General features: G+C 63.3%; 24 protein-coding genes. 16 read left to right on the top strand and 8 right to left on the bottom strand.

Annotated features, from left to right (window positions below; all coding sequences use genetic code 11):
- Nucleotides 1-6: 6 nt before the first annotated feature.
- The 7 genes from gnd to AC56QQ_RS07415 form a co-directional block, all read right to left on the bottom strand.
- Nucleotides 7-1,434: an NADP-dependent phosphogluconate dehydrogenase gene (gene gnd / locus AC56QQ_RS07445; protein ID WP_497126142.1), complete on the bottom strand. Its 1,428-nt coding sequence runs from the start codon at nt 1,432-1,434 to the stop codon at nt 7-9.
- A 305-nt stretch (nt 1,435-1,739) separates the two neighbouring features.
- A complete protein-coding gene (locus AC56QQ_RS07440) occupies nt 1,740-2,444 on the bottom strand; it encodes a hypothetical protein (RefSeq protein ID WP_497126140.1) in 705 nt (234 codons plus the stop codon).
- A gap of 151 nt (nt 2,445-2,595) precedes the next feature.
- Complete coding sequence (locus AC56QQ_RS07435; RefSeq protein ID WP_497126137.1) at nt 2,596-4,236, bottom strand: copper resistance CopC/CopD family protein; 1,641 nt, start codon at nt 4,234-4,236, stop codon at nt 2,596-2,598.
- 53 nt (nt 4,237-4,289) lie between these two features.
- A complete protein-coding gene (locus AC56QQ_RS07430) occupies nt 4,290-4,808 on the bottom strand; it encodes a YcnI family copper-binding membrane protein (RefSeq protein ID WP_497126135.1) in 519 nt (172 codons plus the stop codon).
- Between the two features lie 29 nt (nt 4,809-4,837).
- Entirely contained in the window at nt 4,838-5,389 is a 552-nt protein-coding gene (locus AC56QQ_RS07425; protein WP_497126133.1) for a copper chaperone PCu(A)C, read from the bottom strand.
- A gap of 98 nt (nt 5,390-5,487) precedes the next feature.
- Nucleotides 5,488-5,844, bottom strand: coding sequence for a hypothetical protein (locus AC56QQ_RS07420; protein ID WP_489863325.1), 357 nt, complete (start codon nt 5,842-5,844; stop codon nt 5,488-5,490).
- A gap of 117 nt (nt 5,845-5,961) precedes the next feature.
- On the bottom strand, nt 5,962-6,864 hold the full coding sequence (locus AC56QQ_RS07415) for a GntR family transcriptional regulator (RefSeq protein WP_489863326.1): 903 nt from the start codon (nt 6,862-6,864) through the stop codon (nt 5,962-5,964).
- A 266-nt stretch (nt 6,865-7,130) separates the two neighbouring features.
- Here AC56QQ_RS07415 and AC56QQ_RS07410 point away from each other — a divergent pair, with 266 nt between their 5' ends.
- The 6 genes from AC56QQ_RS07410 (at nt 7,131) to AC56QQ_RS07385 (ending at nt 14,793) form a co-directional block, all read left to right on the top strand.
- Complete coding sequence (locus AC56QQ_RS07410; protein ID WP_497126131.1) at nt 7,131-8,636, top strand: UxaA family hydrolase; 1,506 nt, start codon at nt 7,131-7,133, stop codon at nt 8,634-8,636.
- Nucleotides 8,637-8,695: 59 nt separating this feature from the next.
- Nucleotides 8,696-9,694, top strand: coding sequence for an aldo/keto reductase (locus AC56QQ_RS07405; RefSeq protein ID WP_497126129.1), 999 nt, complete (start codon nt 8,696-8,698; stop codon nt 9,692-9,694).
- A gap of 344 nt (nt 9,695-10,038) precedes the next feature.
- Nucleotides 10,039-11,031, top strand: a complete 993-nt coding sequence (locus tag AC56QQ_RS07400; RefSeq protein ID WP_489863329.1) for an ABC transporter substrate-binding protein — start codon at nt 10,039-10,041, stop codon at nt 11,029-11,031.
- A 154-nt stretch (nt 11,032-11,185) separates the two neighbouring features.
- On the top strand, nt 11,186-12,739 hold the full coding sequence (locus AC56QQ_RS07395; protein WP_497126127.1) for a sugar ABC transporter ATP-binding protein: 1,554 nt from the start codon (nt 11,186-11,188) through the stop codon (nt 12,737-12,739).
- Complete coding sequence (locus AC56QQ_RS07390) at nt 12,736-13,701, top strand: ABC transporter permease (protein WP_497126125.1); 966 nt, start codon at nt 12,736-12,738, stop codon at nt 13,699-13,701. Before AC56QQ_RS07395 ends, AC56QQ_RS07390 begins: the two co-directional genes overlap by 4 nt.
- 72 nt (nt 13,702-13,773) lie before the next feature.
- Complete coding sequence (locus AC56QQ_RS07385) at nt 13,774-14,793, top strand: zinc-binding alcohol dehydrogenase family protein (RefSeq protein WP_497126122.1); 1,020 nt, start codon at nt 13,774-13,776, stop codon at nt 14,791-14,793.
- Nucleotides 14,794-14,894: 101 nt separating this feature from the next.
- Here AC56QQ_RS07385 and phnF read toward each other — a convergent pair whose 3' ends face one another.
- A complete protein-coding gene (phnF, locus tag AC56QQ_RS07380) occupies nt 14,895-15,644 on the bottom strand; it encodes a phosphonate metabolism transcriptional regulator PhnF (RefSeq protein WP_497128905.1) in 750 nt (249 codons plus the stop codon).
- Between the two features lie 121 nt (nt 15,645-15,765).
- Between phnF and phnG the strand changes: the two genes are divergently transcribed.
- The 10 genes from phnG to phnC all read left to right on the top strand — a co-directional run bounded on the left by phnG (nt 15,766) and on the right by phnC (nt 23,114).
- Nucleotides 15,766-16,227 carry a phosphonate C-P lyase system protein PhnG gene (gene phnG, locus AC56QQ_RS07375; RefSeq protein WP_489863333.1) on the top strand — a complete coding sequence of 154 codons (462 nt, stop codon included), beginning with the start codon at nt 15,766-15,768 and terminating at the stop codon, nt 16,225-16,227.
- Nucleotides 16,227-16,838, top strand: a complete 612-nt coding sequence (phnH, locus tag AC56QQ_RS07370; protein ID WP_497126120.1) for a phosphonate C-P lyase system protein PhnH — start codon at nt 16,227-16,229, stop codon at nt 16,836-16,838. Before phnG ends, phnH begins: the two co-directional genes overlap by 1 nt.
- A 1-nt stretch (nt 16,839) precedes the next feature.
- Nucleotides 16,840-17,952: a carbon-phosphorus lyase complex subunit gene (locus AC56QQ_RS07365; RefSeq protein WP_497126117.1), complete on the top strand. Its 1,113-nt coding sequence runs from the start codon at nt 16,840-16,842 to the stop codon at nt 17,950-17,952.
- Between the two features lie 5 nt (nt 17,953-17,957).
- Nucleotides 17,958-18,191: a hypothetical protein gene (locus AC56QQ_RS07360; RefSeq protein WP_489863336.1), complete on the top strand. Its 234-nt coding sequence runs from the start codon at nt 17,958-17,960 to the stop codon at nt 18,189-18,191.
- A gap of 5 nt (nt 18,192-18,196) precedes the next feature.
- The gene (locus AC56QQ_RS07355; protein ID WP_497126115.1) at nt 18,197-19,096 is read left to right on the top strand and encodes an alpha-D-ribose 1-methylphosphonate 5-phosphate C-P-lyase PhnJ; all 900 of its coding nucleotides are present in this window, start codon (nt 18,197-18,199) and stop codon (nt 19,094-19,096) included.
- Nucleotides 19,093-19,869, top strand: coding sequence for a phosphonate C-P lyase system protein PhnK (phnK, locus tag AC56QQ_RS07350; protein ID WP_091583414.1), 777 nt, complete (start codon nt 19,093-19,095; stop codon nt 19,867-19,869). Before AC56QQ_RS07355 ends, phnK begins: the two co-directional genes overlap by 4 nt.
- Nucleotides 19,870-19,937: 68 nt before the next feature.
- A complete protein-coding gene (gene phnL, locus AC56QQ_RS07345; RefSeq protein WP_489863338.1) occupies nt 19,938-20,645 on the top strand; it encodes a phosphonate C-P lyase system protein PhnL in 708 nt (235 codons plus the stop codon).
- Nucleotides 20,642-21,259, top strand: a complete 618-nt coding sequence (locus AC56QQ_RS07340; RefSeq protein WP_497126113.1) for a DapH/DapD/GlmU-related protein — start codon at nt 20,642-20,644, stop codon at nt 21,257-21,259. Before phnL ends, AC56QQ_RS07340 begins: the two co-directional genes overlap by 4 nt.
- A 151-nt stretch (nt 21,260-21,410) precedes the next feature.
- Entirely contained in the window at nt 21,411-22,121 is a 711-nt protein-coding gene (locus tag AC56QQ_RS07335; protein ID WP_497126111.1) for a DUF1868 domain-containing protein, read from the top strand.
- Nucleotides 22,122-22,256: 135 nt separating this feature from the next.
- The gene (gene phnC, locus AC56QQ_RS07330; protein ID WP_497126109.1) at nt 22,257-23,114 is read left to right on the top strand and encodes a phosphonate ABC transporter ATP-binding protein; all 858 of its coding nucleotides are present in this window, start codon (nt 22,257-22,259) and stop codon (nt 23,112-23,114) included.
- Nucleotides 23,115-23,186 lie beyond the last annotated feature (72 nt).

Below are 23,186 nucleotides of genomic sequence, written 5' to 3'. Positions count from 1 at the left end.
CCCTGATCAGCCAGTCGCGCCACTGCCCCACGGGCCATGGAACGCGCCCGGCCCGTCGATGCGCTCGAAGCCATGCGCGCCGAAGAAATCACGCTGCGCCTGGATCAGGTTGGAGGTGCCGCGGCCCTGGCGGTAGCTGTCGAAATAGGCAAGTGCCGAAGACAGCGCCGGCACCGGTGCACCGGCCTCGGATGCTCTTGCCACGACGCGCCGCAGCGACGGATGCGCTTCCTGCATCATGGCGATGAAGGCTGGGGCCATCAACAGATTGGTCGAAGCGCTGCCCTTGCCGAAGGCCTCGGCCATGGTGTCGAGCAACTGTGAACGAATGATGCAGCCGGCTCGCCAGATCTTGGCGATGGTTGGCATCGGCAGGTTCCAGTTGAACTCCTTGGATGCGCCGCTCATAACCGCGAAACCCTGCGCATAGGCGGCGATCTTGCCGGCGAACAGCGCCAGTTCGAGGTCTTTCAGTAGCGCGTCCCTGTCGCCCGAAATCTTCGACACGCCGACATTGCCATAGGCTTTTTCCGCCGCCAGGCGTTCGTCCTTGATCGACGACAGAACGCGTGCCGCCACCGCCGCCTCGATCGCCGTCGCCGGAATGCCGAGCTGCTGCGCCTCGATGACAGACCATTTGCCGGTGCCTTTCTGGCCGGCGCGGTCGAGGATGATGTCGACCACAGGCTTGCCGGTCTTCGCATCGTCGGCGGCCAGCACCTTGGCGGTGATTTCGATCAGGTAGGAATTGAGCCGGCCCTTGTTCCAGTTGGAAAACACCGTGCCGATCTCCTTCGGCCCCATGCCGAGGCCGTCGCGCAGAATGCCGTAGATTTCGGCGATCATCTGCATGTCGGCATATTCGATGCCGTTGTGGATGGTCTTGACGAAATGCCCGGCACCGTCGGTGCCGAGCCATGCCGCGCAGGGTTCATCCTTGAACTTGGCGGAAATGGCGGTCAGCACTTTCTCGACGCGCTTCCAGCTCTCTTCGGTGCCGCCGACCATGATCGACGGTCCGTGGCGCGCGCCCTCCTCGCCGCCGGAAACGCCCATGCCGATAAAGGTGAGGCCTGAACCGGAAAGTTCGGAGAAGCGCCGCATCGTGTCGCGGAAATTGGCGTTGCCGGCGTCGATGACGATGTCATTGGCCGACAGCACGCCACGCAAGGCCGCGATCTGCTCGTCGACCGGCTTGCCGGCCAGCACCATGATGATGATGGGGCGCGGCGGCCGGATCGCCGCGGCGAGCTCTTCCAGGCTGTAGCAAGGCACCACCATCTCCTTCAGCACGCCGGCATTTTCGACGAAAGCGTCGGTGCGTGCCCTGGTGCGGTTGAAGACGGCGATGCGGTGGCCGTGCTCGGCGATGTTGAGCGCCAGGTTGGAGCCCATCGTGCCAAGGCCGATCAGGCCGATTTCGGCTTTTTCCATCGTTTCTTCCCTGCTTTCGGATCTTGTTGGTTCAAGCTCGCGATTTGCGCGAATGCCCATTCTTGGCGAGATGATTGACGGGCCTTTCGGGTCACGTCAACCGCCTCGCCGAATTGTGTTGTGTCCGTCTTGTGTAGGATTCAGGTCAGGCCGAGTCAGGAAGTATCCCTTGGGGACTAGGGGCCACTCCACATTTGATCTGCGACAGGCACTTTGCCGTAATCGATTGCATCTTCGTAGAACGGAGCGGCCCGGCGCGACTTCCCCAGAGGTCGAGTGACGTTCTGACATCGGGTACTATCCACTTACCAGGGACGAGGAATGCAGTTCTCCGGGCGGTACGTGGTCAGGACTGCGTCCATGGCTTTGCTGTATTCGTAAAAGCTTGGAATGAGCCCCAATTCGATGGCCTGAGCGACACATCTGTCGCCAGCATCCGAGGAATTCGCCTGAGACAGGCAATTTTTCAATTTTGTCATTAAAACCGGAGAGGGAGGCTTGATTGAGCTATAACTGATCGAGCCTGAACGAATGGATACAACCGTTACGTCGCCCTCCCTCCATCTAGCAGGGTCAAAGATGTAGTTAAGATTGCGTCCGTCATCAGGATGTTTTGACGCTGCCGCACCGTAGATCGCCATGACAACCACATTGGCAACTGCCTTGTCTCCCTGATCAACTTTCATATCCGAGTCCGAAGCCGGCATTTTGAGCCCTCTCCCAAGCTCAAAGGCAAGCTCCGAAAGGGCTTCGCCATCGCCTTCTCGCGCCACGGGCCAAAGCAGCGCCCACTGCTTTTTACATTGGTTTCTGAAGTAGGAGTCTGCGGCAAACTTCAGACGCTCCTCACGGGTCAAACTCGGCTGGATCAAGCTTGATTTACCTGTGAGATCGCATCCGCAGACAACGGAAGAGACCAGAAGACCGCAACATATTTTGACTATAAACCGGGCTGATACAGTCGCCAATTTAATTGTTTCTTGCCAAGAAAAGCACTCCGTGAGCAGCATCGCCCCGATCCGAACATCTCAATGCATTAGTATAACCAATGAACCGCAAAAGGCGACTCGCAGCCTAGCGGAAAACGAAAACATAGCCACCTGGTATTTTCACGCGAACACTCCACTCATTCTTTGCCAAGGAGCCAACCTAGCGAAAACCTTAGTCGGCGCGAACGTCGATCGGTGCTTCGATCTTCACCATCTCGAAGTCCGAGACCAGGATATCGATACGTACCGTCCACTTGCCTGGAACCGGAATGACGAGGTTGTCGACACGCCAGCTGCCGTCGCCGGACTTGATCGCGGCGCGCTTCAGCGGCTCGATGCCGGAATCCGGTTTTGAAAGCACCAGCGTCACCTCCTTGGCGTCGAGCGGCCCGAAATCGCCGGTCATGATGACCATCGAGGCGACGACCGGCCCGACGTGGCCGGGGGTGATGCTGAGATCGGCCATCGCCTTCAGCGCGTGAATGTGGACCGAGGCGGGTTGCGCCGCCGCGATCGCCGGCGCCCGTGGCGGCGGCGTGAAGCGCCATCCCGCGGCAACGCCGAAGATCGCCAGCACGATCAGCATTTCGACGCCGATCGAGCGAGACAGCCTGCGTTGCACTTCCGTCGCTCCCGCCTCGGCCGACGCCGTGAGTTTCCAGCGGTTGACGGCGGCGAGTGTGAACAGGAAGACCAAAAGCCCGAGCTTGATCAGCAACAGCCGGCCATAGGCGGTATTGACCAGCGCTGTGGGTGTCTGCACCTGGATGACGGCAAGCATGATGCCGGCGGCCGCAAGCACGGCCACCACAGGCAGGATCAGCCAAGAAAACCGGCGAAGGAATGGCACGGCTTCGGCCGATTGACCCTTCAGCGCCAGGCCGAGCGGCATCAACGCGCCAGCCCAGAAAGCGATGCCGACACCATGCAGGAACACCATCGGCCGCGTCAGCCATTGAGGTTCGGCGGCACTGGCGTGGCCGCTTGCGGCAAGCGCGGCACCCACGCCGGCCAGCCCTGCCAGGGCGAATGGCTTGGCGGTCGCGCGCGGCCCGACCAGCGACAGCAGGCCGAGGCCGAGCGCCATCAGCGCAATCAGCACCGTCCAGCCGAAACTGGTGCCGAGCCCGGTCCGCCAGATGACCGGCTGAGCCAGATGAGAGAGCGGTGCCCCGAGTGCATCCAACCCCTGCAGGCCGAGCGACGAGGATGCCGCGACCAGCCCGCACGGGATGGCAGCGATGACGAAACGCCGACCGGCCTGTCCGCCCCGGGCCAACCAGGCGAAGGCGAAGGCGCCACCGACGCCAAGGAAAAGGCCGATGTAGAGAAAGACCTTGCCGACCCAGATTGCCGAGCGCAACTGCCAGTCGACAAATTCGGGCACGGCGGGCGGCGCGCTTGGCGCGCCCATGGAAAACAGCAGCGAACCGCCGACCGGATGACCGTCGGCGGAAATGACCCGCCAGCTCAGCACATGCGTACCGGACCCAAGGGTCTGCGGATTGTCGATCTCGACCGTCTGGTCGCCGAGACGGAAGGATGTCAATGCAACCCGCGTGCCGTCGGGCTTCACCAGCGTCAGCACCAGCGGCGACACCGGTTCGCTGAAGGTCAAGGAGAACCGTGCCGGAGCCTGCGCCAGCACCGCGCCATCGGCCGGATCGGTCTTGATCAGGGCGGCATGGGCAAAGGCCCGGTCCGGCATCAGTGTCGCGGCAAACAGCAGAAATCCGAGCAGCAGGCCAGCAGCCAGCCGGCCGACGCCACGGCCGGTGGTGCAGGCCTGCTCCAGGACAAATACCGCGTTCATGTCATCACCGCCGAAAGAGCAGCGCGCTCTGATCCGAAGCGCGCCGCCAAGAATCATTTCTTGGGCAACAGCTTGATGCCGGGTGCCGGGTACTCCAGCGCATCTTCATCCTGGCCGGCCGCCGGGATCTCGATCCAGCGATCGGCGACGCCATCGCATTCCTGCACCACCGGGAAGTAGAGTTTTTCACCCGCCGGCAGATCCGCGGTCAACTGTGCACGGAAGACGAACTCGTCGTAGAATTCATCCGGCAGGCTGCCGCCGCTCCAATCGACTTCCTTCACCCCATCGGTCACCGCCTGGCCGTGGAGCTGGTAGGATTTTTCGTATTTGCCCTTCTTGGCCTGCAATGTCCAACCCGGCTTCGGCATCGGCTTCACCGCGATCACGCCTTCCGGGATCTGTACGCGCAGCGCGGTCGTCGCCTTGCCGTCGCAGCCATGCGGCACGCGCAGGATTGCCTTGTAGGTCGAGCCGACCGCGGCTTCCTGGGTTTCGAGCGTTATGTGCGCGAAGGCGGCACTTGTCCCCAGCACGAAAAGCGCGCCAACCGACAAAAGATACTTGTTCATGATGGTCCCTCTGAAACTTGCTGGCGCGATCAATTGGCGTGGTCGTCCATGCCACCCATCTCGCCCATGCCTTCGACGGCGAAATCGACGCTGACCGTGCCAGCCTCTTCGAAAGTCAGCGTGGCGGAAAATTTCTCGCCTTGCTTGGGTTGCCGCTTCAGTCCGATGAACATCAGGTGATAGCCGCCAGGCGCAAGGGCCACCTTGCCGCCAGCCGGGATTTCCAGGCCGCCGGCAACCGGCCGCATGGTCATGACGCCGTCCTTCACCGCCATCTCATGCAGCTCGGCCTTGTCCGAAACATCGGAGGAAATCGACAGCAGCCGGTCCGGCGCACTGCCATTGTTGGTGATGGTGAAATAGCCACCGGCCACCTTGGCACCAGCCGGCGTGGCGCGCGACCAGGGATGCCCGATCTCGAGATCGCCGACCTTGAACTCATGCGCCAGGACAGTCTGGGCGCCGGCGAACAACAGGGCAAAAGCCAGCACGGCAATGCCGAGACGCTCCTCGAAGCTACGCAGGAAGAATCTGTTGCGGCCGAGCGTAGGCCGCGCCGCGGTAAGGAAAAAATAGGACATGGTTGCTCCATGAAGGGATGATCGCGCCGGTACCGGTCGCGAGCAATTCTGATCTTTGGATGGGTACGCCGGCGAAAGGTTCCGCAAGGCAAACAGGCTCAGGCCGTCAGCGGTGGCGCACGCGGGTTCGACGGCGAGCGCTCACGCGCGAAGTCCAGGTGCGTCGTCGCCGGAAAGACAAAAGCGACCGGTTCAAAGGACAGGCTGCCCAGCGCCAGGCCGGTGTCGGGCGGCGGCGCGAAGGCCACCGAAACCATGCTGCAGCCAAGCACGCAGCATGCCGGCATATGGGACGGTTGCGGATTGCCGCCCGGAAGCTCGGCCGCACCCTCATGGGTACAGATGACGTTGCCGAAAGCGTCGATCTGCGCTGCAGTCGGCCCGGCGCCGAAGGCGAACGCGCCGAGCGTCGACTGGAGCAGCAGCAGATAGGCCGCGACAAGCGCGACCGGCATGCTCCACCGTCTTCTCGATACGCTCAAAGCCCTGCCTCTTTGCAGCAATGCTACATGTCTAGCACGCGGCTGGCGGGTGGAAAATCGGCAATTCGATGCTGCGGCAACGCGGCGCGATCAGGACTTTGGCAGCGGCCGGTTTTCAGGGATCGAGGTCAGCAAGGTGTGACGCGCCGACTTCAGGTGCTTGCGGCAGGCCGCGTCGACCTTGCCGAGGTCGCGCGACTTGAGCGCCTCGATATAGGCAAGATGCTCACCGACCGCCACTTCGTTGCGCTCACGCTCCTGCGCCTTGTTCCACTGGTAGTGATAGTGGAAGATCATGGCGATGACGTCATAGAAATCGACGATGAAGCGGTTGCGCGACGCGCGATGGATGAGCCGGTGGAAGCGCTCGTCCAGCTCCGAGAATTCGTTGAAGCGGGTGGCGATCTCGCGCGCGAGCAGGCGATGCTCATCTTCCAGACGGTCGAGATCGACCCAGACGGTACTGTCTTGCGGCAAGGCGGCGAAGGCGGCCGCCGAGCGCAGTTCAAACATCTCGCGGATTTCGGTCAGCTCCAGCGCGAAGGCGCGGGTGAAGCCCTTCAGCACCCAATGGCTGTTGCGGCGCTTCTCGATCAGGCCGAAGCGGGAGAAGCGGATCAGGAACTCGCGCACGCTGGTGGTGCCGACCCCGATCTCGCGCGCCAGTTCGAGCTCGTTGATCTGCATGCCGGCCTCGGCGCCGCCGGCAAGCAGCCGTCGCATGAACGACCGCTCGATGATCTCTGCCAGCGTGTCGGTCTCTTCCTCCGGGAAGAAATCATCTGGACGCGGTTCGCGCAGCACCGTCTTGGCACGCTTGTTCCAGGTGATCAGCCCAGTCTCTTCCATGCGCGATAGGATGCTGCGGACGGTCGTACGGCTGACGCCAAGCAAGGTACCCAGCTCCGGCTCCGACGGCAGGCTGCGCGTTTCGTCGAGCAGCCTGAGGCAGCGGTTGTAGGCATCCTTGTAGACGTTGTTGCTCTTCGACATCCCTGACCCGTTGCACGCCCGGCGCTTGCGGTGGCCGGCTTGAAGCGCAATATGACGTTCCTAGCGCATGGCCCCGAAAAGCGGAATCGCTTTTCGGCAATCCATGGTCTGGCTCAGTGCTTGACGCACCCCTCACCCAGAGCCATGCGGAGCTGCGGCGAAAAAACAATTGACGCAAAAATGTTTTTTCACGATAAAAGACATTATCTCTTAACAGGCGCGTGTCAATCCGCCCGCGCATCCCAGGATCACCCAGGAAACCGCCCGTGAACGCCTCGAACAGCATTCTTCTCTCCGCCGCCGACAATGTCGCCGTCGCCAACGGCCGCATCGAGATCGGCACCACGCTGCCGGGCGGCGCGCTTGCCACCGCCGTCATCGAGCCCGGCCACAAGGTGGCGATCAAGCCCATTCCCGCCGGCTCGGCCGTGGTCAAATACGCCCAGGCGATCGGCCGCGCCACGCAGGACATCGCGCCCGGCGAGCATGTCCATTCGCACAATCTGGTTTTCGAATCCGGCCGCTTGCCGGTGGTGCCGCCGAGCGAGGCGGAGCACGCGACGGAGGCGGACCGCGCCCGCACCTTCATGGGTTATCGCCGCGCCGATGGCCGCGCCGGCACGCGCAACTTCATCGGCATCATCGCCAGCGTCAACTGCTCGGCCACCGTCTGCCGTTCCATTGCCGACACAGCCAACCGCACGCTGCTGCCGAAATATCCCGGCATCGACGGCTTCGTCCCCATCGTCCACGGCCAGGGCTGCGGCATGAGCGCCACCGGAGACGGCATGATGGTGCTGCACCGCACGCTCGCCGGCTATGCCCGCCATCCGAATTTCGGCGGCGTGCTGATGGTCGGTCTCGGCTGCGAGGTCAATCAATTGACCCTTTACGGCCAGAAGGGCGTCGCCGCCGGCAAACGCCATTTCAACATCCAGGACGCCGGGGGTTCGCGCAAATCGGTCGAAAAGGCGATGGGCGTGCTGGCCGAGATCGCCGAGGAAGTCGGCCAGTTGAAGCGGGAGCCGATCCCGGTCAGCGAGATCGTCGTCGGCCTGCAATGCGGCGGCTCCGACGGCATGTCGGGCATCACGGCCAATCCGGCGCTGGGTGCGGCTGTCGATATCCTGGCCGGCGTCGGCGGCATCGGCATCCTCTCCGAAACCACGGAAATCTACGGCGCCGAACATCTGCTCGCCTATCGCGCGGCAACGCCGGAGGTCGCGCAGAAGCTCGACGGGTTCGTGAAATGGTGGGAGGATCACGTCGCCAAGCACGGCGCCTCGATCGACAACAACCCCTCGCCCGGCAACAAGCGCGGCGGCCTGACCACCATCCTGGAAAAGTCGCTGGGCGCGGTTGCCAAGGGCGGCCAGACGCCGCTCAACGGCGTGTTCGGCTATGCCGAAAAGGTCACCGGGCACGGCCTGGTATTCATGGACACGCCCGGCTACGACCCTGTCTCGGCCACCGGCCAGGTGGCTGGCGGCGCCAACGTCATCGTCTTCACCACCGGCCGCGGCTCCTGCTTCGGCTGCCGGCCGACGCCGTCGATCAAGGTCGCCACCAATTCGACCATGTATCACCAGATGGAAGAGGACATGGACGTCAACTGCGGCGTCATCGCCTCCGGCGAAAAGACCATCGCCGGCATGGGCCGCGAGATCTTCGAACTGATCGTCGAGACGGCTTCGGGCCGCAAGACCAAGAGCGAGGATTTCGGTTACGGCGACAACGAGTTCGTGCCCTGGCATCTTGGCGCAACGCTCTAGATTTCACCGATATCTGAAGACTGCCAGGCCGGACAACGGTCGGGAACGGGAGGTCGTGCATGGAAAAACGCCGCATCGGTCAGACTGCGCTCGAGGTCACCGAGGTCAGCTTTGGCGGCGCCGCGATCGGCGGCCTCTACCGCGCCTGTTCGCGCGAGGCGGCGATGGAGACGCTGCAAGGCGCCTGGGAAGCGGGCTTGCGCTACTTCGACACCGCGCCCTTCTACGGTTTCGGCCTGTCGGAACGACGCTTCGGCGACTTCCTGCGCTACAAGCCACGCGATTCCTATGTGTTGTCGACCAAGGTCGGCCGCCTGTTCCACCCGGTGCCCGATGACCAGGTTCCCGATCACTCCTATGTCGATCCGCTGCCCTTCGCACTGGAGTACGACTACTCCTATGATGGCATCATGCGCTCGGTCGAGTTCAGCTACGCGCGGCTTGGCCTCAACAAGATCGACATCCTGTTCGTGCATGACATCGGCGCCTACACGCATGGCGTCGAGAAGAACAAGCTGTACTTTCGCCAGCTGATGGATGGCGGTCTCAAGGCGCTGGAGGAGCTGAAATCCTCTGGCGTCATTTCCGCCTATGGACTGGGCGTCAATGAAGTCCAGATCTGCCTCGACGTCATGCGCCGGGCGCCGCTCGACTGTATCCTGCTCGCCAGCCGTTATTCCTTGCTCGACCGCAGCGCGGAAGCGGAATTGCTGCCGCTGTGCCGGGCGCAACAGACGTCACTGGTCATCGGCGGCGTGTTCAACTCCGGCATACTGGCGACCGGGCCGGTCCAGGGCGCGCATTTCGACTACCAGCCCGCCAGCCACGATGTGCTCGACCGCGTCGGAGCGATGGAAAGGATCGCCGCCGAAGGCGGTTATCCCCTCGCCGCTGCCGCCTTCCAGTTTCCTCTGCATGAACCGGCGGTTGCCACGGTGCTGACCGGCACCGCCAAGCTGGCAAACCTGACGCGCAACCTCGAACTGCTCGACATCGAAGTGCCGGACACGGACTATGCCAGATACCGTCCCTATACGGTGGTGCAGGAGTTGGGATGAGGCTGGCGCCCCGCCGAAACGCCCGCTCTCGCAGGCCCCGGCTTCACAAACTTGCGATGCCAAAGGAGAACGAACATTCCATATTGACTAAGGTATGGAATTAATATTCCATACCTTCAAGGAACGGAACGGGAAGCGTTTGGCCACGGCAAGGGAGAAGCGGTGCGGTCGATGTGTCTCCGCCAGATCTTGGGAGGATTGGCGCGAAACACCGCTTGCATCGACAGGATCGATGCACTATCAAAACATCGTAACTGTTTTTTATTGATAAAGTTCTGTTTGGGCCGCGCCTATCCGGACGGAGCTACCGTAACGTTCAACGGGCGACTTAGGGAGGAATCCTAATGAAATTCGTGACCAGCATTCTCAACCGCCGCGCTGTGATGGCGCTGGCAGCAGCTTCGATGCTCGCCGGCGTGATGCATTCGGCGCCGGTTTCGGCGGCGGACGTGACCATTCCGATCATCGTCAAGGACACCACGTCCTTCTACTGGCAGATCGTTCTGGCCGGTGCCCGCAAGGCAGGCAAGGATCTCGGCGTCAACGTGCCCGAGCTCGGTGCCCAGGCTGAAACCGATGTCAACGGCCAGGTGTCGATCCTCGAGAACGCCGTTGCCAGCAACCCGGCGGCCATCGTCATTGCGCCGACCGAATTCAAGGCGCTTGGCAAGCCGATCGATGAAGCCGCCGCCAAGGTCAAGATTATCGGCATCGACTCAGGCGCCGACTCCAAGGCGTTCACCTCGTTCCTGACCACCGACAACGTGCAGGGTGGCCGCGTCGCCGCCGACGGCCTCGCAGCCGCCATCGGCGCCGCCAACGGCGGCAAGATCGAGGGTGACGTCGCCCTGATCACCAACGCACCTGGCGCCGGCTCGCTCGAACAGCGCAAGCAGGGCTTCACCGAACAGCTCAAGGCAAAATATCCGGGCCTGAAGCTGGTCGCCGACAAATATGCCGACGGCCAGGCCACCACCGGCCTCAACATCGCCACCGACCTGATCACTGCCAACCCGAACCTCAAGGGTATCTTCGCCTCCAACCTGATCATGGCGCAGGGCGTCGGTCAGGCCGTCGCCGAAAACAACCTCGGCGGCAAGCTGGCGCTGGTCGGTTTCGACAGCGACGAGAAGCTGATCAAGTTCCTCAACGACGGCGTCATTTCCGCCCTTGTCGTCCAGGATCCGTACCGGATGGGCTATGACGGCATCAAGACCGCGCTCGCTGCCTCGAAAGGCGAGAAGGTCGAGGCCAATGTCGACACCGGCGCCAATCTGGTGACCAAGGACAACATGAAAGAACCGAAGATCGACGCGCTGCTCAACCCGAAGCTCTGAGCATCGCATCCGCAATGGTTTCCGGGGCCCAGGCCCCGGAAACATCCGCCGCCGGCACAAGCTGCTTGGAAATCCGCGGGCTTAGGCTAGGCTGTTTTCCGGGCATATTTGCCCTGCCGCGTGCCAATCGTGAGGCCAATCTGGGAGGATTGTCATGACGTCGACGGCGCAGGAACTGCATCCGGCACCGGTGCTGGCACCAGGGCGGACCATCCTCGAATTGCGGGGGCTGGAGAAGCGCTATCCCGGCACCCACGCGCTGAAGCCGGTCAACCTCGCCTTCAAGTCTGGCGAGATCCACGCCATCGTCGGCGAGAATGGCGCTGGCAAATCGACCCTCATCAAGCTTTTGACCGGCGTCATGCCGCGCACCTCCGGAGAAGTCATCTGGGAAGGTCAGCCGGCAGCCCTGGCGACACCGCATGAGGCGATGGCGCTCGGCATCAATGCCGTGCATCAGGAAGTGGTGCTCTGCCGCCACCTGACGGTCGCCGCCAACATGTTCCTCGGCGAGGAGAATTCGCGCTTCGGCATCCTGCAGCAGCGGGCCATGGTCAAGGACGCGCAGAAGATCATCGACGATCTCGGCTTCGACCTGCCGGCGCATGTCACGCTGGGCGACCTCACCATCGGCCAGCAGCAGCTCATCGCGGCGGCCCGCGCCACCGTGCGCGGAACCAAGTTCCTGATCTTCGACGAACCCACGGCCTACCTGACCCGCAAGGAGGCCGACCAGCTGTTCACCCTGATCCGTCGCCTTAAAAGCGAAGGCGTGACGATCATCTATATCAGCCATCGCATGGAAGAGGTGTTCGAACTCGCCGACCGCGTTTCCGTGCTGCGCGACGGCACCCTGGTCGGCACCCGCAACATCGCCGAGACCAACGATGCCGAGTTGGTCAAGATGATGATCAACCGCTCGATCGAGCAGGTCTACCACAAGGAGCATTTCACCCCCGGCGCCGCGATCCTCGAGGCGAGGAACCTGTCCGGCAAGGGCTTTGAGGATGTCTCGATGACGGTTCGCGCCGGCGAGATCGTCGGGCTCTATGGTCTGATCGGCGCCGGGCGCAGCGAGTTCGTCACCACGCTTTACGGCCGCCACCGCAAATCAGCGGGCCAGATTTTCTGGGAAGGCAAGGAGGTCCAGGTCAATTCCGAGCATGATGCGATCAAGCTCGGCATGGCGCTGGCGCCGGAAAGCCGCCGCGACCAGGGTCTCTGTCTCAACCTGTCGGTCGGGCTCAATCTCAATCTGCCGATCTACAAGCGCATTTCGAACAATCTGTTGATTTCGAACGCGCAGGAAAAGACCCAAGCCGACCGCCAGATCGCCGATCTCCGCATCAAGACGCCGACGCGCGGCGCGCTGGCTTCCAGCCTTTCGGGCGGCAACCAGCAGAAGATCGTCATCGGCAAATGGCTGGCCCATGGCGCCAAGCTGTTCATCTTCGACGAACCGACGGTCGGCGTCGATGTCGGCACCAAGGCCGAGATCTACCGCCTGTTCGGCGCACTGTTGTCGAAAGGCGCCGGCATCATCCTGATCTCGTCCTATCTGCCGGAAGTCTACGAGCTCGCCGACACGCTGCACGTTTTCCGGCGCGGCAAACTGGTGGCGACGCACGGTTTTCGCGCCGCCAGCCACGAGGACATTCTCACGCAGGCGCTCGCCGAGAAACAAGAAAAGCTGGGAGGACAGATATGAGCACCGAGGCGATTGCTGTCGAGAAACCGAAGCGCAACTACAACGTCCTGTTTGGGCTGACGCTGTTGGCGCTGCTGGTTCTGCTGTGGATCGTGCTTTCCGTGGCGACGCCAAGCTTCGCCTCGGGCAACAACCTGGCCAATCTTTTGCGGCAGGGCTCGATGATCGCCATCATGGCGGTCGGCCAGACTTTCGTCATCATCACCGGTGGCATCGACCTGTCCGTCGGCGCCGTGGTCGGCTTCGCCACCGTCGTCGTCGCCATGATGATCAATGCCGGTTTCCCCATCTGGCTCGCCATTCTGGTGACGCTGCTGGTCGGCGTTGGCATCGGCATGTTTCACGGCTTCGGCATCGTCAAGATGGGCCTGCCACCCTTCATCATCACGCTGGCGACATTGACCTCGCTGCGCGGCATCGGCTTGCTGATGACCAATGGCAACTCGATCAACATCAACAGCGACACCTTCACCGCGTTCTCGCGCAATTCCTTCGTCGGCATCCCCAATCTGTTCTGGATGGTCATCCTGGTCGGCATTCCGGCCTATGTTTTCCTCCACCACAGCCGCTGGGGCCGGTATCTGTTCTCGGTCGGCTCCAACGCCGAGGCCTCGCGCCTTTCCGGCGTCAACGTCCAGCGGACCATCTACATGGCCTACACGCTGTCGGGTCTCTGCGCGGCCTTCGTCGGCGTGCTGCTTGCCGCCCGCATCGGCATCGGCAATCCGACCCAGGCCGAAGGCTGGGAACTGCAGGCCATCGCCTCGTCGGTGATCGGCGGCACCTCGCTGTTCGGCGCCGTCGGCTCCGTCCATGGCCCGTTGCTCGGCGCCTTCATCCTCGCCACCATCAACAACGGCGCCAATCTGCTCAACGTCAACTCGTTCTGGCAGCGCATCATCACCGGCGCGCTGATCATCATCATCGTCTACTTCGACGGACTGCGCCGCCGCGGCAAGTAGACCGCCCTCAATCAATCGTCGGCCCGACATTACTGCCGGGCCGGCGATTTCATGACAAGACTGGATTGAAGCATGAAAGCCGTCATCTGCCGCTCGCCCGGCGATCTTGTCCTGGAAGATCGTCCCGCACCCGGCTCGCCACCACCCGGCTGGGCGCTGGTGGCGGTCAGCCATGTCGGCATCTGCGGCACCGACTACCATATCTTCGAGGGCAAGCACCCGTTCCTCGCCTATCCCCGCATCATGGGCCATGAAGTGTCGGGAACCGTGGTCGAGGCCGGTGAAGGTGTGGATATGGTCGTTGGCGAGCCAGTCGTCATCAACCCCTATCTTTCCTGCGGCAGGTGCATCGCTTGCCGGCACGGCAAGCCGAACTGCTGCGTCAGGATCGAGGTGCTCGGCGTCCATCGCGACGGCGCCATGTGCGAACGGATACTGGTGCCGGCGCAAAATCTTTATCCGGCAAACGGTCTGTCGCTGGCGGACGCCGCCGCCGTCGAGTTCCTCGCCATCGGCGCGCATGCCGTGCGGCGCTCACGCGCCGATCCCGGCGCCCGCACGCTGGTCATCGGCGCCGGTCCGATCGGGCTCGGCACGGCCATCTTCGCCCGCATCGCCGGGCTCGACGTGACGCTGCTCGACATGAGCAGCGAAAGGCTCGCCTTCGCCGCGAGCGAGCTCGGCTTCCAGACCCTCGACGGCTCGCGCGGCGCGGTACCAGATCTGGTCGAGGAAGCAACCGGCGGCGAAGGCTTCGAAATGGTTTTCGACGCCACCGGCAACACCCAGTCTGTGCAGTCGGCCTTCGCCCATGTCGCGCATGGTGGAACATTGGTGCTGGTCAGCGTCGTCAAGGACGACATCGTCTTTTCCGATCCGGAATTCCACAAGCGAGAGATGACGCTGATCGGCAGCCGCAATGCGCTGCGCGCCGACTTCGATCACGTCGCGGCCTCGATCCGCAACGGCGCGGTGCCATTGGCCAAGCTTGTCACCCACCGCACATCGCTCACCGAAACGCCGCGCGATCTCTCGCGCTGGGCACACGAGAAATCCGGCCTGATCAAGGCTGTGATCGAGGTCGGGTCATAACATGGCAGGCGGTGAGCCCGGCCCGAATTGACGACGCCCCACGCAGGTCGAAGGCGGTCTCAAACGCCAAGCCGCTGGTCTCGTATTAAGGCCGGCACTCCCTACAGCGCCGACAGCTTCAGTTCCACCCGCTCGGCCGGGAAGCGCGACTCGGAAAACTGGATCGGCTGGCCGTCGGGCGTAACGTTGACGGCGACCGTGACCAGCACGATGGCGCCCGGCTGCAGGTCGAGATCGGCAAGGTCGGCAGCGTCGGCATGGCGCGCCGACAGCACGGTCGATTGGCGGAGATAATCGTCTATCCCGAAACGCGCCAGCGATGCGGTGATCGAACCGGTCTCCGCCATCGCGGCATCGATGCCGGCAAAGCGCCCCGCTTCGAACCAGCCGGCGGCGCGTGACACCGGCCGCCCATCGGCTTCGCCGCGCGTCTCCAGCCGTATCACATCGGCCCCCGTGGCAAGGCCAAGACCCTCGGCGACGCGCTGGCTGGCCGGCTCGACCGACGAGGCGAGCAGGACGATGTGCCTTTCCGACGTCTGCCCTTGCAGACCCGTCGAAAAACGCGTGCGCGCGCCGATCGGATAGGACAGCCGTTTGCGCGACAGCACGAAGGTGCCGCGCCCCTGCTCGGCCCGCAGTATTCCTTCCTGCACGAGGGCGGATATGGCGCTGCGCACGGTGTGACGGTTGACGCCGTAGCGCTCGGCCAGCGCTACCTCCGGCGGCAGCGCGGCATTCTCGGCGAAATCGCCAATGGCGATCGCGTGCAGGATCTTGTCGGCAATCTGCCGCCAGAGCGAGACGCCACTGCGCCGCTCGATTCTGTCAGCTGCCAGCCGCCCGATCATCATTTGCCCGCAGCCTTCTATCGCTTGTCATCCACCCGTCATGGACTCGCGTTAGATAATGGGTATAATTTGTATAGATGTCTATATCAATAGACAAATTTAGACAAGAGGAATGTCGTTCATGCGAGGACAGGAAGCCCGCGACCAGGCCGAGCGCAAGGCCGCCATGGCAACACTGGCGCAATCCAGCGGCGATGACATCGTCCGGCTCTGGAACGAGGCCGGCCTGCCCTCGGAAGCTGAACTGCTGCGCGGCCCCGAGACCGGCCTGGTGACCATGCGCGGCCGCATCGGCGGTGGCGGCGCGCCCTTCAATGTCGGCGAGGCGACCGTTACCCGGGCCACCGTCAGGCTGCCGTCCGGGCAGGTCGGCCATTGCTATGCGCTTGGCCGCGACAGGCAGAAGGCAAGGCTGGCGGCCATCGCCGACGCGCTGTGGCAGGACCCGGCCCGCCGCAACGAGATAGAGACCAAAATCATCGCGCCCCTGCAGGCGGCGCTGACCACAGCGCATGAACGGCGCCGCGCCGAGACGGCGGCGACGAAGGTGGATTTCTTCACAATGGTTCGCGGAGAAGATTGATGGACGCAGCTGTGCAATCGATCGAGGGCGGTTTCGCCGATCCGGTCTTCAACGCCCAGACCGTGTTCCGCGCCGTCATGGACGCGATGGCGCGGCCGGGTAGCGTGCAGCCGCTGCCGGCCTTCGCCCGCCCGCCGGCGCCGCTCTCGGCAACCGCCGGCGCCATAGCACTGGCGCTTTGCGACAACGACACCCCGCTCTGGCTTGACCCTGCACTGCAAACCTCCGCCGCGATCAGATCCTGGCTTGGTTTCCATTCTGGCGCACCACTGGCCAACACACCGGCCGATGCGCATTTCGCATTTGTCGCCACGCCGGCCGAGATGATGGCACTCGATGGTTTTTCGCAAGGCACGCAGGACTATCCCGATCGCTCGACCACGCTGATCCTGCAAGTCGGCGATCTTGCTTCGGGCGCCCCGTTGCTGCTCGAAGGCCCTGGCATCGAGACCAGCATCACGATCGCACCGGCCCGGATGCCGCGTCATTTCGTCGAGCAGTGGAAACAGAATATCAAGCGCTTTCCGCGCGGCGTCGACATCATCCTCGCCACCGTGGACGGCATCGCCTGCCTGCCGCGCACGACGCGCATCAAGACGATGGAGGCGTAGGATGTATGTCGCGGTAAAAGGTGGCGAAGCCGCAATTGCCAACGCGCACGGCCTGCTTGCCGACCGCCGGCGCGGCGACCGTTCCGTGCCTGCACTTCGGCTCGATCAGATCGTCGAGCAGCTGGCGCTCGGCGTCGACCGGGTGATGAGCGAAGGCTCGCTCTACGACCGTGAACTGGCGGCACTGGCCATCGTCCAGGCGCGCGGCGATATGATCGAGGCGATCTTCCTGGTGCGCGCTTATCGCACCACGCTGCCGCGCTTCGGCTACACAAAGCCGATCGACACCGCCAACATGCTGGTCGAACGGCGCGTGTCGGCAACCTACAAGGACCTGCCCGGCGGCCAGCTGCTTGGGCCCACATTCGACTATACCCACCGGCTGCTCGATCCGGAGCTTGCCGCCGGCGCCGATGTCGCCGAGCCCTTGCGGCGCGAGACGGAAGCGGAAGCCATGCCGCGCGTGTCGGCGATCCTCGCCCGCGAAGGCCTGATCGAGCCGGACGGCGAGATGCCGCAGGATCATGTTCCCGGCGACATCACCCGCGAGCCGCTGGAGTTCCCGATGGCGCGCGACATCCGCCTGCAGGCGCTGTCACGCGGCGACGAAGGTTTTCTGCTGGCGCTCGGCTACTCCACCCAGCGCGGCTATGCCCGCAACCATCCCTTCGTCGGCGAGATCCGCATCGGCGAGGTGGAGCTGGAACTGCAGGTGCCCGAACTGCCCTTCGCGGTGCCGCTCGGCACAGTGCGGGTCACCGAATGCCAGATGGTCAACCAGTTCAAGGGTTCCGCCAAGGCGCCGCCGCAATTCACCCGCGGCTACGGCCTCGTCTTCGGCCAGAGCGAGCGCAAGGCGATGGCGATGGCGCTCTGCGACCGGGCGTTGCGCGCCAGCGAGCTGGGTGAGGATGTCGTCGCCGCCGCCCAGGACGAGGAGTTCGTCATCTCGCATTCCGACAATGTCCAGGCGACCGGCTTCGTCGAGCATCTGAAGTTGCCGCACTATGTCGACTTCCAGGCCGAACTCGACCTCGTGCGCCGCATGCGAGCCGAATATGAAGCCCGTGAAAATCCAGTGAAGGCGGAAGAGAAAAGGGAGGCTGCGGAGTGATGCTAATGGCCGCCGCCATCAACCAAGCCGCCGCCGTAACCACCACTTGCGCCGGCAACAGTCTCGCCCTGCGCGCCATCTTTCGGCGTGGGAAGAACCATTCTTCGAAGGACAAAGGCAACCACGCCGGCGAAAACCAGCAGCAGGATTCCGATGTGTATCCATCCGGTTTGGGTCATCTGAACTTGGCCCTGTTTCCGCGCATTGGAAGTCAATTCAATAGCATAGAGCGGATGTGATCGCCATGACCGACATCGCCACCTACAACTTCGCCTATCTCGACGAGCAGACAAAGCGGATGATCCGCCGGGCGATCCTCAAGGGCATCGCCATCCCCGGCTATCAGGTGCCGTTCGCTTCGCGCGAAATGCCGATGCCCTATGGCTGGGGCACCGGCGGCGTCCAGGTCACCGCCTCGATCATCGGCCCCGACGATGTGCTCAAGGTCATCGACCAGGGTGCCGACGACACCACCAACGCAGTCTCCATTCGTGCCTTCTTCAAGAAGGTCGCCAATGTCGCGGTGACGACCGACACCGCCAGCGCCACCATCATCCAGACCCGCCACCGCATCCCCGAACATCCGCTGACGGCGGGCCAGGTGCTGGTCTACCAGGTGCCGATCCCGGAGCCACTGCGCTTCCTCGAGCCGCGCGAGACCGAAACGCGCAAGATGCACGCGCTGGAGGAATACGGCCTCATGCATGTCAAGCTCTACGAGGACATCGCCGGGCATGGCCGCATCGCCACCACCTATGCCTATCCAGTCAAGGTCGAGGGCCGCTATGTGATGGACCCGTCGCCAACGCCGAAATTCGACAATCCCAAGATGCACCGCTCGCCGGCCCTGCAGCTGTTCGGCGCCGGCCGCGAAAAGCGCATCTACGCGGTGCCGCCCTTCACCAGCGTGGTCAGCCTCGACTTCGAGGATCATCCGTTCGAGGTGCAGACCTTCGACCAACCCTGCGCGTTGTGCGCGGCCGAGAATGTCTATCTCGACGAGGTCATTCTCGACGACCATGGCGGCCACATGTTCGTCTGCTCCGACACCGATCACTGCGAGAAGCGGCGTGAAGAGGGCCATCGCGGCCATCTTGCCCCGGAAACCCACCTTGCCCCAGGAAACATGGAGCCGGCGCAATGACCGACGAACCATTGCTGCGCGTCTCGGCGCTTTCCAAATTCTACGGCTCGCGCGTCGGCTGTGACAACGTCTCCTTCGACCTGTGGCCGGGCGAAGTTCTGGCGGTGGTCGGCGAATCCGGCTCCGGCAAGACGACGCTGCTCAACTGCCTGTCGACACGGCTGCTGCCCTCCTCCGGCACCGCTAGCTACCGCATGCGCGACGGCCAGTTCCGCGAACTCTACCGCATGAGCGAGGCCGAGCGCCGCTTTTTGATGCGCACCGACTGGGGTTTCGTCCACCAGAACCCAGCGGATGGCCTGCGCATGACGGTGTCGGCCGGAGCCAATGTCGGCGAACGACTGATGGCTGTGGGTGATCGCCATTACGGCAAGATCCGCGCCACGGCCGTCGACTGGCTGTCGCGCGTCGAGATCGACGAGGACCGCATCGACGACGAGCCCCGCGCCTTTTCCGGCGGCATGCGCCAGCGCCTGCAGATTGCCCGCAACCTCGTCACCGGGCCACGCCTGGTGTTCATGGACGAACCGACCGGCGGCCTCGACGTCTCGGTGCAGGCGCGCCTGCTCGACCTGTTGCGCGGTCTGGTCACCGATCTTGGTCTCGCCGCCATCGTCGTCACCCACGACCTCGCCGTGGCACGCCTGCTGTCGCAACGCATGATGGTGATGAAGGACGGCCGCGTCATCGAAAGCGGCCTCACCGACCGTGTGCTCGATGACCCGCGCGCGCCCTACACCCAGCTTCTCGTTTCTTCCATTTTGCAGGTCTAGCCGCGTGATCCCGAAAAGTGGAAGGCGGTTTTCGGACCAGATCATGCGGCAAAGCAAAGGACACTGACATGGCAACCCCGCTCGTCGTCTCCGACGTCGCCAAGAGCTTCACCATGCATCTGCGCGACGGTATCAAATTGCCTGTCGTCGCCGGTGTCTCGTTCTCGATCAGGGCCGGCGAATGCACCGTGCTTGGCGGCCCGTCCGGCGCTGGCAAGAGCTCGATCCTCAAGATGCTCTACGGCAACTACGCCGTCGACGAGGGTCAGATCATCGTCAGCCATGACGACGGCCTGATCGACCTTGCCACCGCCAGCCCGCGCACCGTGCTTGCGGTGCGCCGCCAGACCATCGGCTATGTCAGCCAGTTCCTGCGCACCGTGCCGCGCGTCCCGGCGCTGGATGTCGTCGCCGAGCCGCTGGTCGAGCGCGGAGAGGACCGCGAGAGCGCGCGCGACAAGGCGCGCGCCTTGCTGGCGCAACTCAACCTGCCGGAGAAACTCTGGGCGCTGCCGCCGGCGACCTTCTCCGGTGGCGAGCAGCAGCGCGTCAACATCGCGCGCGGCTTCATCACCGAGCACCCGATCCTGCTGCTCGACGAGCCGACCGCCTCGCTCGACGCCAGGAACCGCGACGTGGTGATCCAACTCATCGCTGGCAAGAAGACGGCGGGCGTCGCCCTGCTCGGCATCTTCCACGACCACGACGTGCGCGAGGCGGTTGCCGACCGCATCATTGACGTCACCGTTTTTGCCCCGGGAAAAATCGCCGCATGACCAGGAAATTATCGGAAGCGCCACTGGTCCACCCGACGGCGGAGATACAGAACTCGACACTTGGCCGCTGGACCGAGATCGCCGACCGCAGCCGGGTTTCCGAAAGCGAACTCGGCGATTACTCCTACATGATGCAGGACTGCGCCGTCTGGTGCGCGACGATCGGCAAGTTTTCCAACATTGCGGCAAGCGTGCGCATCAACGCCACCAACCACCCGACATGGCGGCCGACGCTACACCATTTCACCTATCGCGCCTCCGACTATTGGGACGATGCCGAGCACGAGAGCGAATTCTTCGCCCAGCGCCGCGCCAAGCGCGTCACCATTGGTCATGACACCTGGCTCGGTCACGGCTCGACCATCCTGCCTGGCGTCACTGTTGGCGATGGCGCGGCGGTCGGCGCCGGAGCGGTCGTCTCGAAGAATGTCGCGCCCTACACCATCGTCGGCGGCGTGCCGGCGAAACCGATCCGCGAGCGCTTCGACCGCCGCACCGCCGAGCGCTACCAGGCGCTTGCCTGGTGGGACTGGGACCACGCAAGGCTGCGCGCCTCGCTCGATGATTTTCGGTCGCTTGAGGCCGAAGCCTTCCTGGAGAAATATGGCGGGTAGAGCAATTGCAGGAAAAGTGGGAAACGGTTTTCCGTCCGGAATTGCGTTAGACAACGAGAGATAGGCCATCACATCATCGTCATGGGCGAACCTGTTTCATATCCCTGACACATCGCCGGGGCAGGACGCGGTCTTTCCCTTGGAGATCGCAATGCCTGTTTCTGTCAGACCGTCGCTCGCCGGATTCTTTGCCGGCTCCAATCCGACCCCTCCGGTGCATCTCGGCACCCGCTATGACACGTCGGGCAATTTCCTGATCGAGCCCGGCAATACGGTTGTCAGCCACCTGGTCAGCGGTTCGCCATCCGAGGCCGTGGTGCTTGCGGTGCGCGACCGGATGCTGGCGATGCCCGACGCCGACCGGCTCGCCTTCACGCCCGTCTCCAGCCTGCACATGACGCTTTTCCAGGGCATCATCGAATACCGCCGCCGCTTGCCCTACTGGCCGCGGGACGTACCGCTCGACACCAGCATCGACGCGATGACCCGCCTCTATCTGGAACGGCTGAAAGGCTTCGAGGGCCTTGGCCCGTTCAACATCAAGGTGGTCGAAGTCGTACCGACGGGACTCACCGTTGCCGGCGCGACGGACGAGGACGTGGGCATCATGCGTGCCTGGCGCGATGCCTTGGCCGTGCCGTTCGGATACCGGCACCCCGATCACGACGCTTACGTCTTCCACATCACCTTTGCCTATCAGATCCAGCGTCTTGCCGACGACAGGGCGGCTGAATGGCAAGCATTGTTCGATGACTCTCTCGCGCTTTTCGCGCGGCAGGCGCCGGTGATCGAGATCAGGACGCCTGCCTTCTGTGCATTCCGCGACATGAAGCACTTCGAGGAGTTGCTTGTGCTCGGCTGATCGCTCTGAAAGGGACGCCAGACGCCGCGTCTGTGGGCGGTAACAAAACTGACATCAATCCGACACCGCAGGTTCATGGCGCTGCGCTAGCGAAGGCCAACAGACCTTCAACCGCGACTGGACTGGAACCTGCCCATGTCAGCAACGTCAGCCACGCTCGAAATCCGCGGCGTCTCTCGCCGATTTGGCAAGAACATCGCCGTCAGCAATGTCGACATTTCCATCCCGCAAGGTCAGATGGTCGGCATTATCGGCCGTTCCGGAGCCGGCAAATCGACCCTTTTGCGCATGATCAACCGTCTCATCGATCCCAGCCAGGGGTCGATTTTTTTTGACGGCGCCGAGGTTTCCCAGCTGCGTGGTTCGCCGTTGCGGCGCTGGCAGCGCGACTGCGCCATGATCTTCCAGCAGTTCAACCTGGTGCCGCGCCTCGATGTGCTGACCAACGTGCTGCTCGGCAAGCTGAACCACCGTTCGACCATCACCAATCTGTTCGGTATGTTCTCGCGCGCCGAGTGCGCCGAGGCGGTTGCGGCGCTGGAGCGGCTCGATATCGCCCGCACGGCACTGCAGCCCGCCGGCACCTTGTCGGGCGGCCAGCAGCAGCGCGTCGCCATCGCGCGTGCCATGATGCAGCAGCCCAGGGTTATCCTCGCCGACGAGCCGATCGCTTCGCTCGACCCGCTCAACGCCAAGGTGGTGATGGATTCGCTGCAGGATATCAATCTGCGCGACGGCATCACCGTCGTCACCAATCTTCACACGCTGGATACCGCCCGCACCTATTGCAACCGCATCATCGGCATGGCTGCCGGCAAGGTCGTCTTCGATGGCCCGCCGGAAGAGCTCAACCGCGAGGCCGTGCGTCTCGTCTATGGCGCCGACAGCAACGGCGCCGAAATCTCCGAGGCCATCACCTCGACCAGCGTTGCCATCAAGCAAAAGATCGCCGCATCCGCCGGACCGCTCGAGCCCGCATTCCCGGGTTACTGAACCCATGGTCCCGAACCGAAGGTCCGCGTTAGCGAAACTTGGAATCCGGTTTTCGGGAAAGACCACGGGCCA

The organism is Mesorhizobium sp. RCAM 05099 (genome assembly GCF_059683685.1).
This window is presented reverse-complemented; position numbering and strand designations above follow the sequence as displayed.

Excerpts from the sequence above, each read along its gene's own strand:
- gnd (WP_497126142.1), bottom strand. The coding sequence starts at position 1,434 with ATGGAAAAAGCCGAAATCGGCCTGATCGGCCTTGGCACGATGGGCTCC.
- AC56QQ_RS07440 (WP_497126140.1), bottom strand. The coding sequence starts at position 2,444 with ATGCTGCTCACGGAGTGCTTTTCTTGGCAAGAAACAATTAAATTGGCG.
- AC56QQ_RS07435 (WP_497126137.1), bottom strand. The coding sequence starts at position 4,236 with ATGAACGCGGTATTTGTCCTGGAGCAGGCCTGCACCACCGGCCGTGGC.
- AC56QQ_RS07430 (WP_497126135.1), bottom strand. The coding sequence starts at position 4,808 with ATGAACAAGTATCTTTTGTCGGTTGGCGCGCTTTTCGTGCTGGGGACA.
- AC56QQ_RS07425 (WP_497126133.1), bottom strand. The coding sequence starts at position 5,389 with ATGTCCTATTTTTTCCTTACCGCGGCGCGGCCTACGCTCGGCCGCAAC.
- AC56QQ_RS07420 (WP_489863325.1), bottom strand. The coding sequence starts at position 5,844 with ATGCCGGTCGCGCTTGTCGCGGCCTATCTGCTGCTGCTCCAGTCGACG.
- AC56QQ_RS07415 (WP_489863326.1), bottom strand. The coding sequence starts at position 6,864 with ATGTCGAAGAGCAACAACGTCTACAAGGATGCCTACAACCGCTGCCTC.
- AC56QQ_RS07405 (WP_497126129.1), top strand. The coding sequence starts at position 8,696 with ATGGAAAAACGCCGCATCGGTCAGACTGCGCTCGAGGTCACCGAGGTC.
- AC56QQ_RS07400 (WP_489863329.1), top strand. The coding sequence starts at position 10,039 with ATGAAATTCGTGACCAGCATTCTCAACCGCCGCGCTGTGATGGCGCTG.
- AC56QQ_RS07395 (WP_497126127.1), top strand. The coding sequence starts at position 11,186 with ATGACGTCGACGGCGCAGGAACTGCATCCGGCACCGGTGCTGGCACCA.
- AC56QQ_RS07390 (WP_497126125.1), top strand. The coding sequence starts at position 12,736 with ATGAGCACCGAGGCGATTGCTGTCGAGAAACCGAAGCGCAACTACAAC.
- AC56QQ_RS07385 (WP_497126122.1), top strand. The coding sequence starts at position 13,774 with ATGAAAGCCGTCATCTGCCGCTCGCCCGGCGATCTTGTCCTGGAAGAT.
- phnF (WP_497128905.1), bottom strand. The coding sequence starts at position 15,644 with ATGATCGGGCGGCTGGCAGCTGACAGAATCGAGCGGCGCAGTGGCGTC.
- phnG (WP_489863333.1), top strand. The coding sequence starts at position 15,766 with ATGCGAGGACAGGAAGCCCGCGACCAGGCCGAGCGCAAGGCCGCCATG.
- phnH (WP_497126120.1), top strand. The coding sequence starts at position 16,227 with ATGGACGCAGCTGTGCAATCGATCGAGGGCGGTTTCGCCGATCCGGTC.
- AC56QQ_RS07365 (WP_497126117.1), top strand. The coding sequence starts at position 16,840 with ATGTATGTCGCGGTAAAAGGTGGCGAAGCCGCAATTGCCAACGCGCAC.
- AC56QQ_RS07360 (WP_489863336.1), top strand. The coding sequence starts at position 17,958 with ATGGCCGCCGCCATCAACCAAGCCGCCGCCGTAACCACCACTTGCGCC.
- AC56QQ_RS07355 (WP_497126115.1), top strand. The coding sequence starts at position 18,197 with ATGACCGACATCGCCACCTACAACTTCGCCTATCTCGACGAGCAGACA.
- phnK (WP_091583414.1), top strand. The coding sequence starts at position 19,093 with ATGACCGACGAACCATTGCTGCGCGTCTCGGCGCTTTCCAAATTCTAC.
- phnL (WP_489863338.1), top strand. The coding sequence starts at position 19,938 with ATGGCAACCCCGCTCGTCGTCTCCGACGTCGCCAAGAGCTTCACCATG.
- AC56QQ_RS07340 (WP_497126113.1), top strand. The coding sequence starts at position 20,642 with ATGACCAGGAAATTATCGGAAGCGCCACTGGTCCACCCGACGGCGGAG.
- AC56QQ_RS07335 (WP_497126111.1), top strand. The coding sequence starts at position 21,411 with ATGCCTGTTTCTGTCAGACCGTCGCTCGCCGGATTCTTTGCCGGCTCC.
- phnC (WP_497126109.1), top strand. The coding sequence starts at position 22,257 with ATGTCAGCAACGTCAGCCACGCTCGAAATCCGCGGCGTCTCTCGCCGA.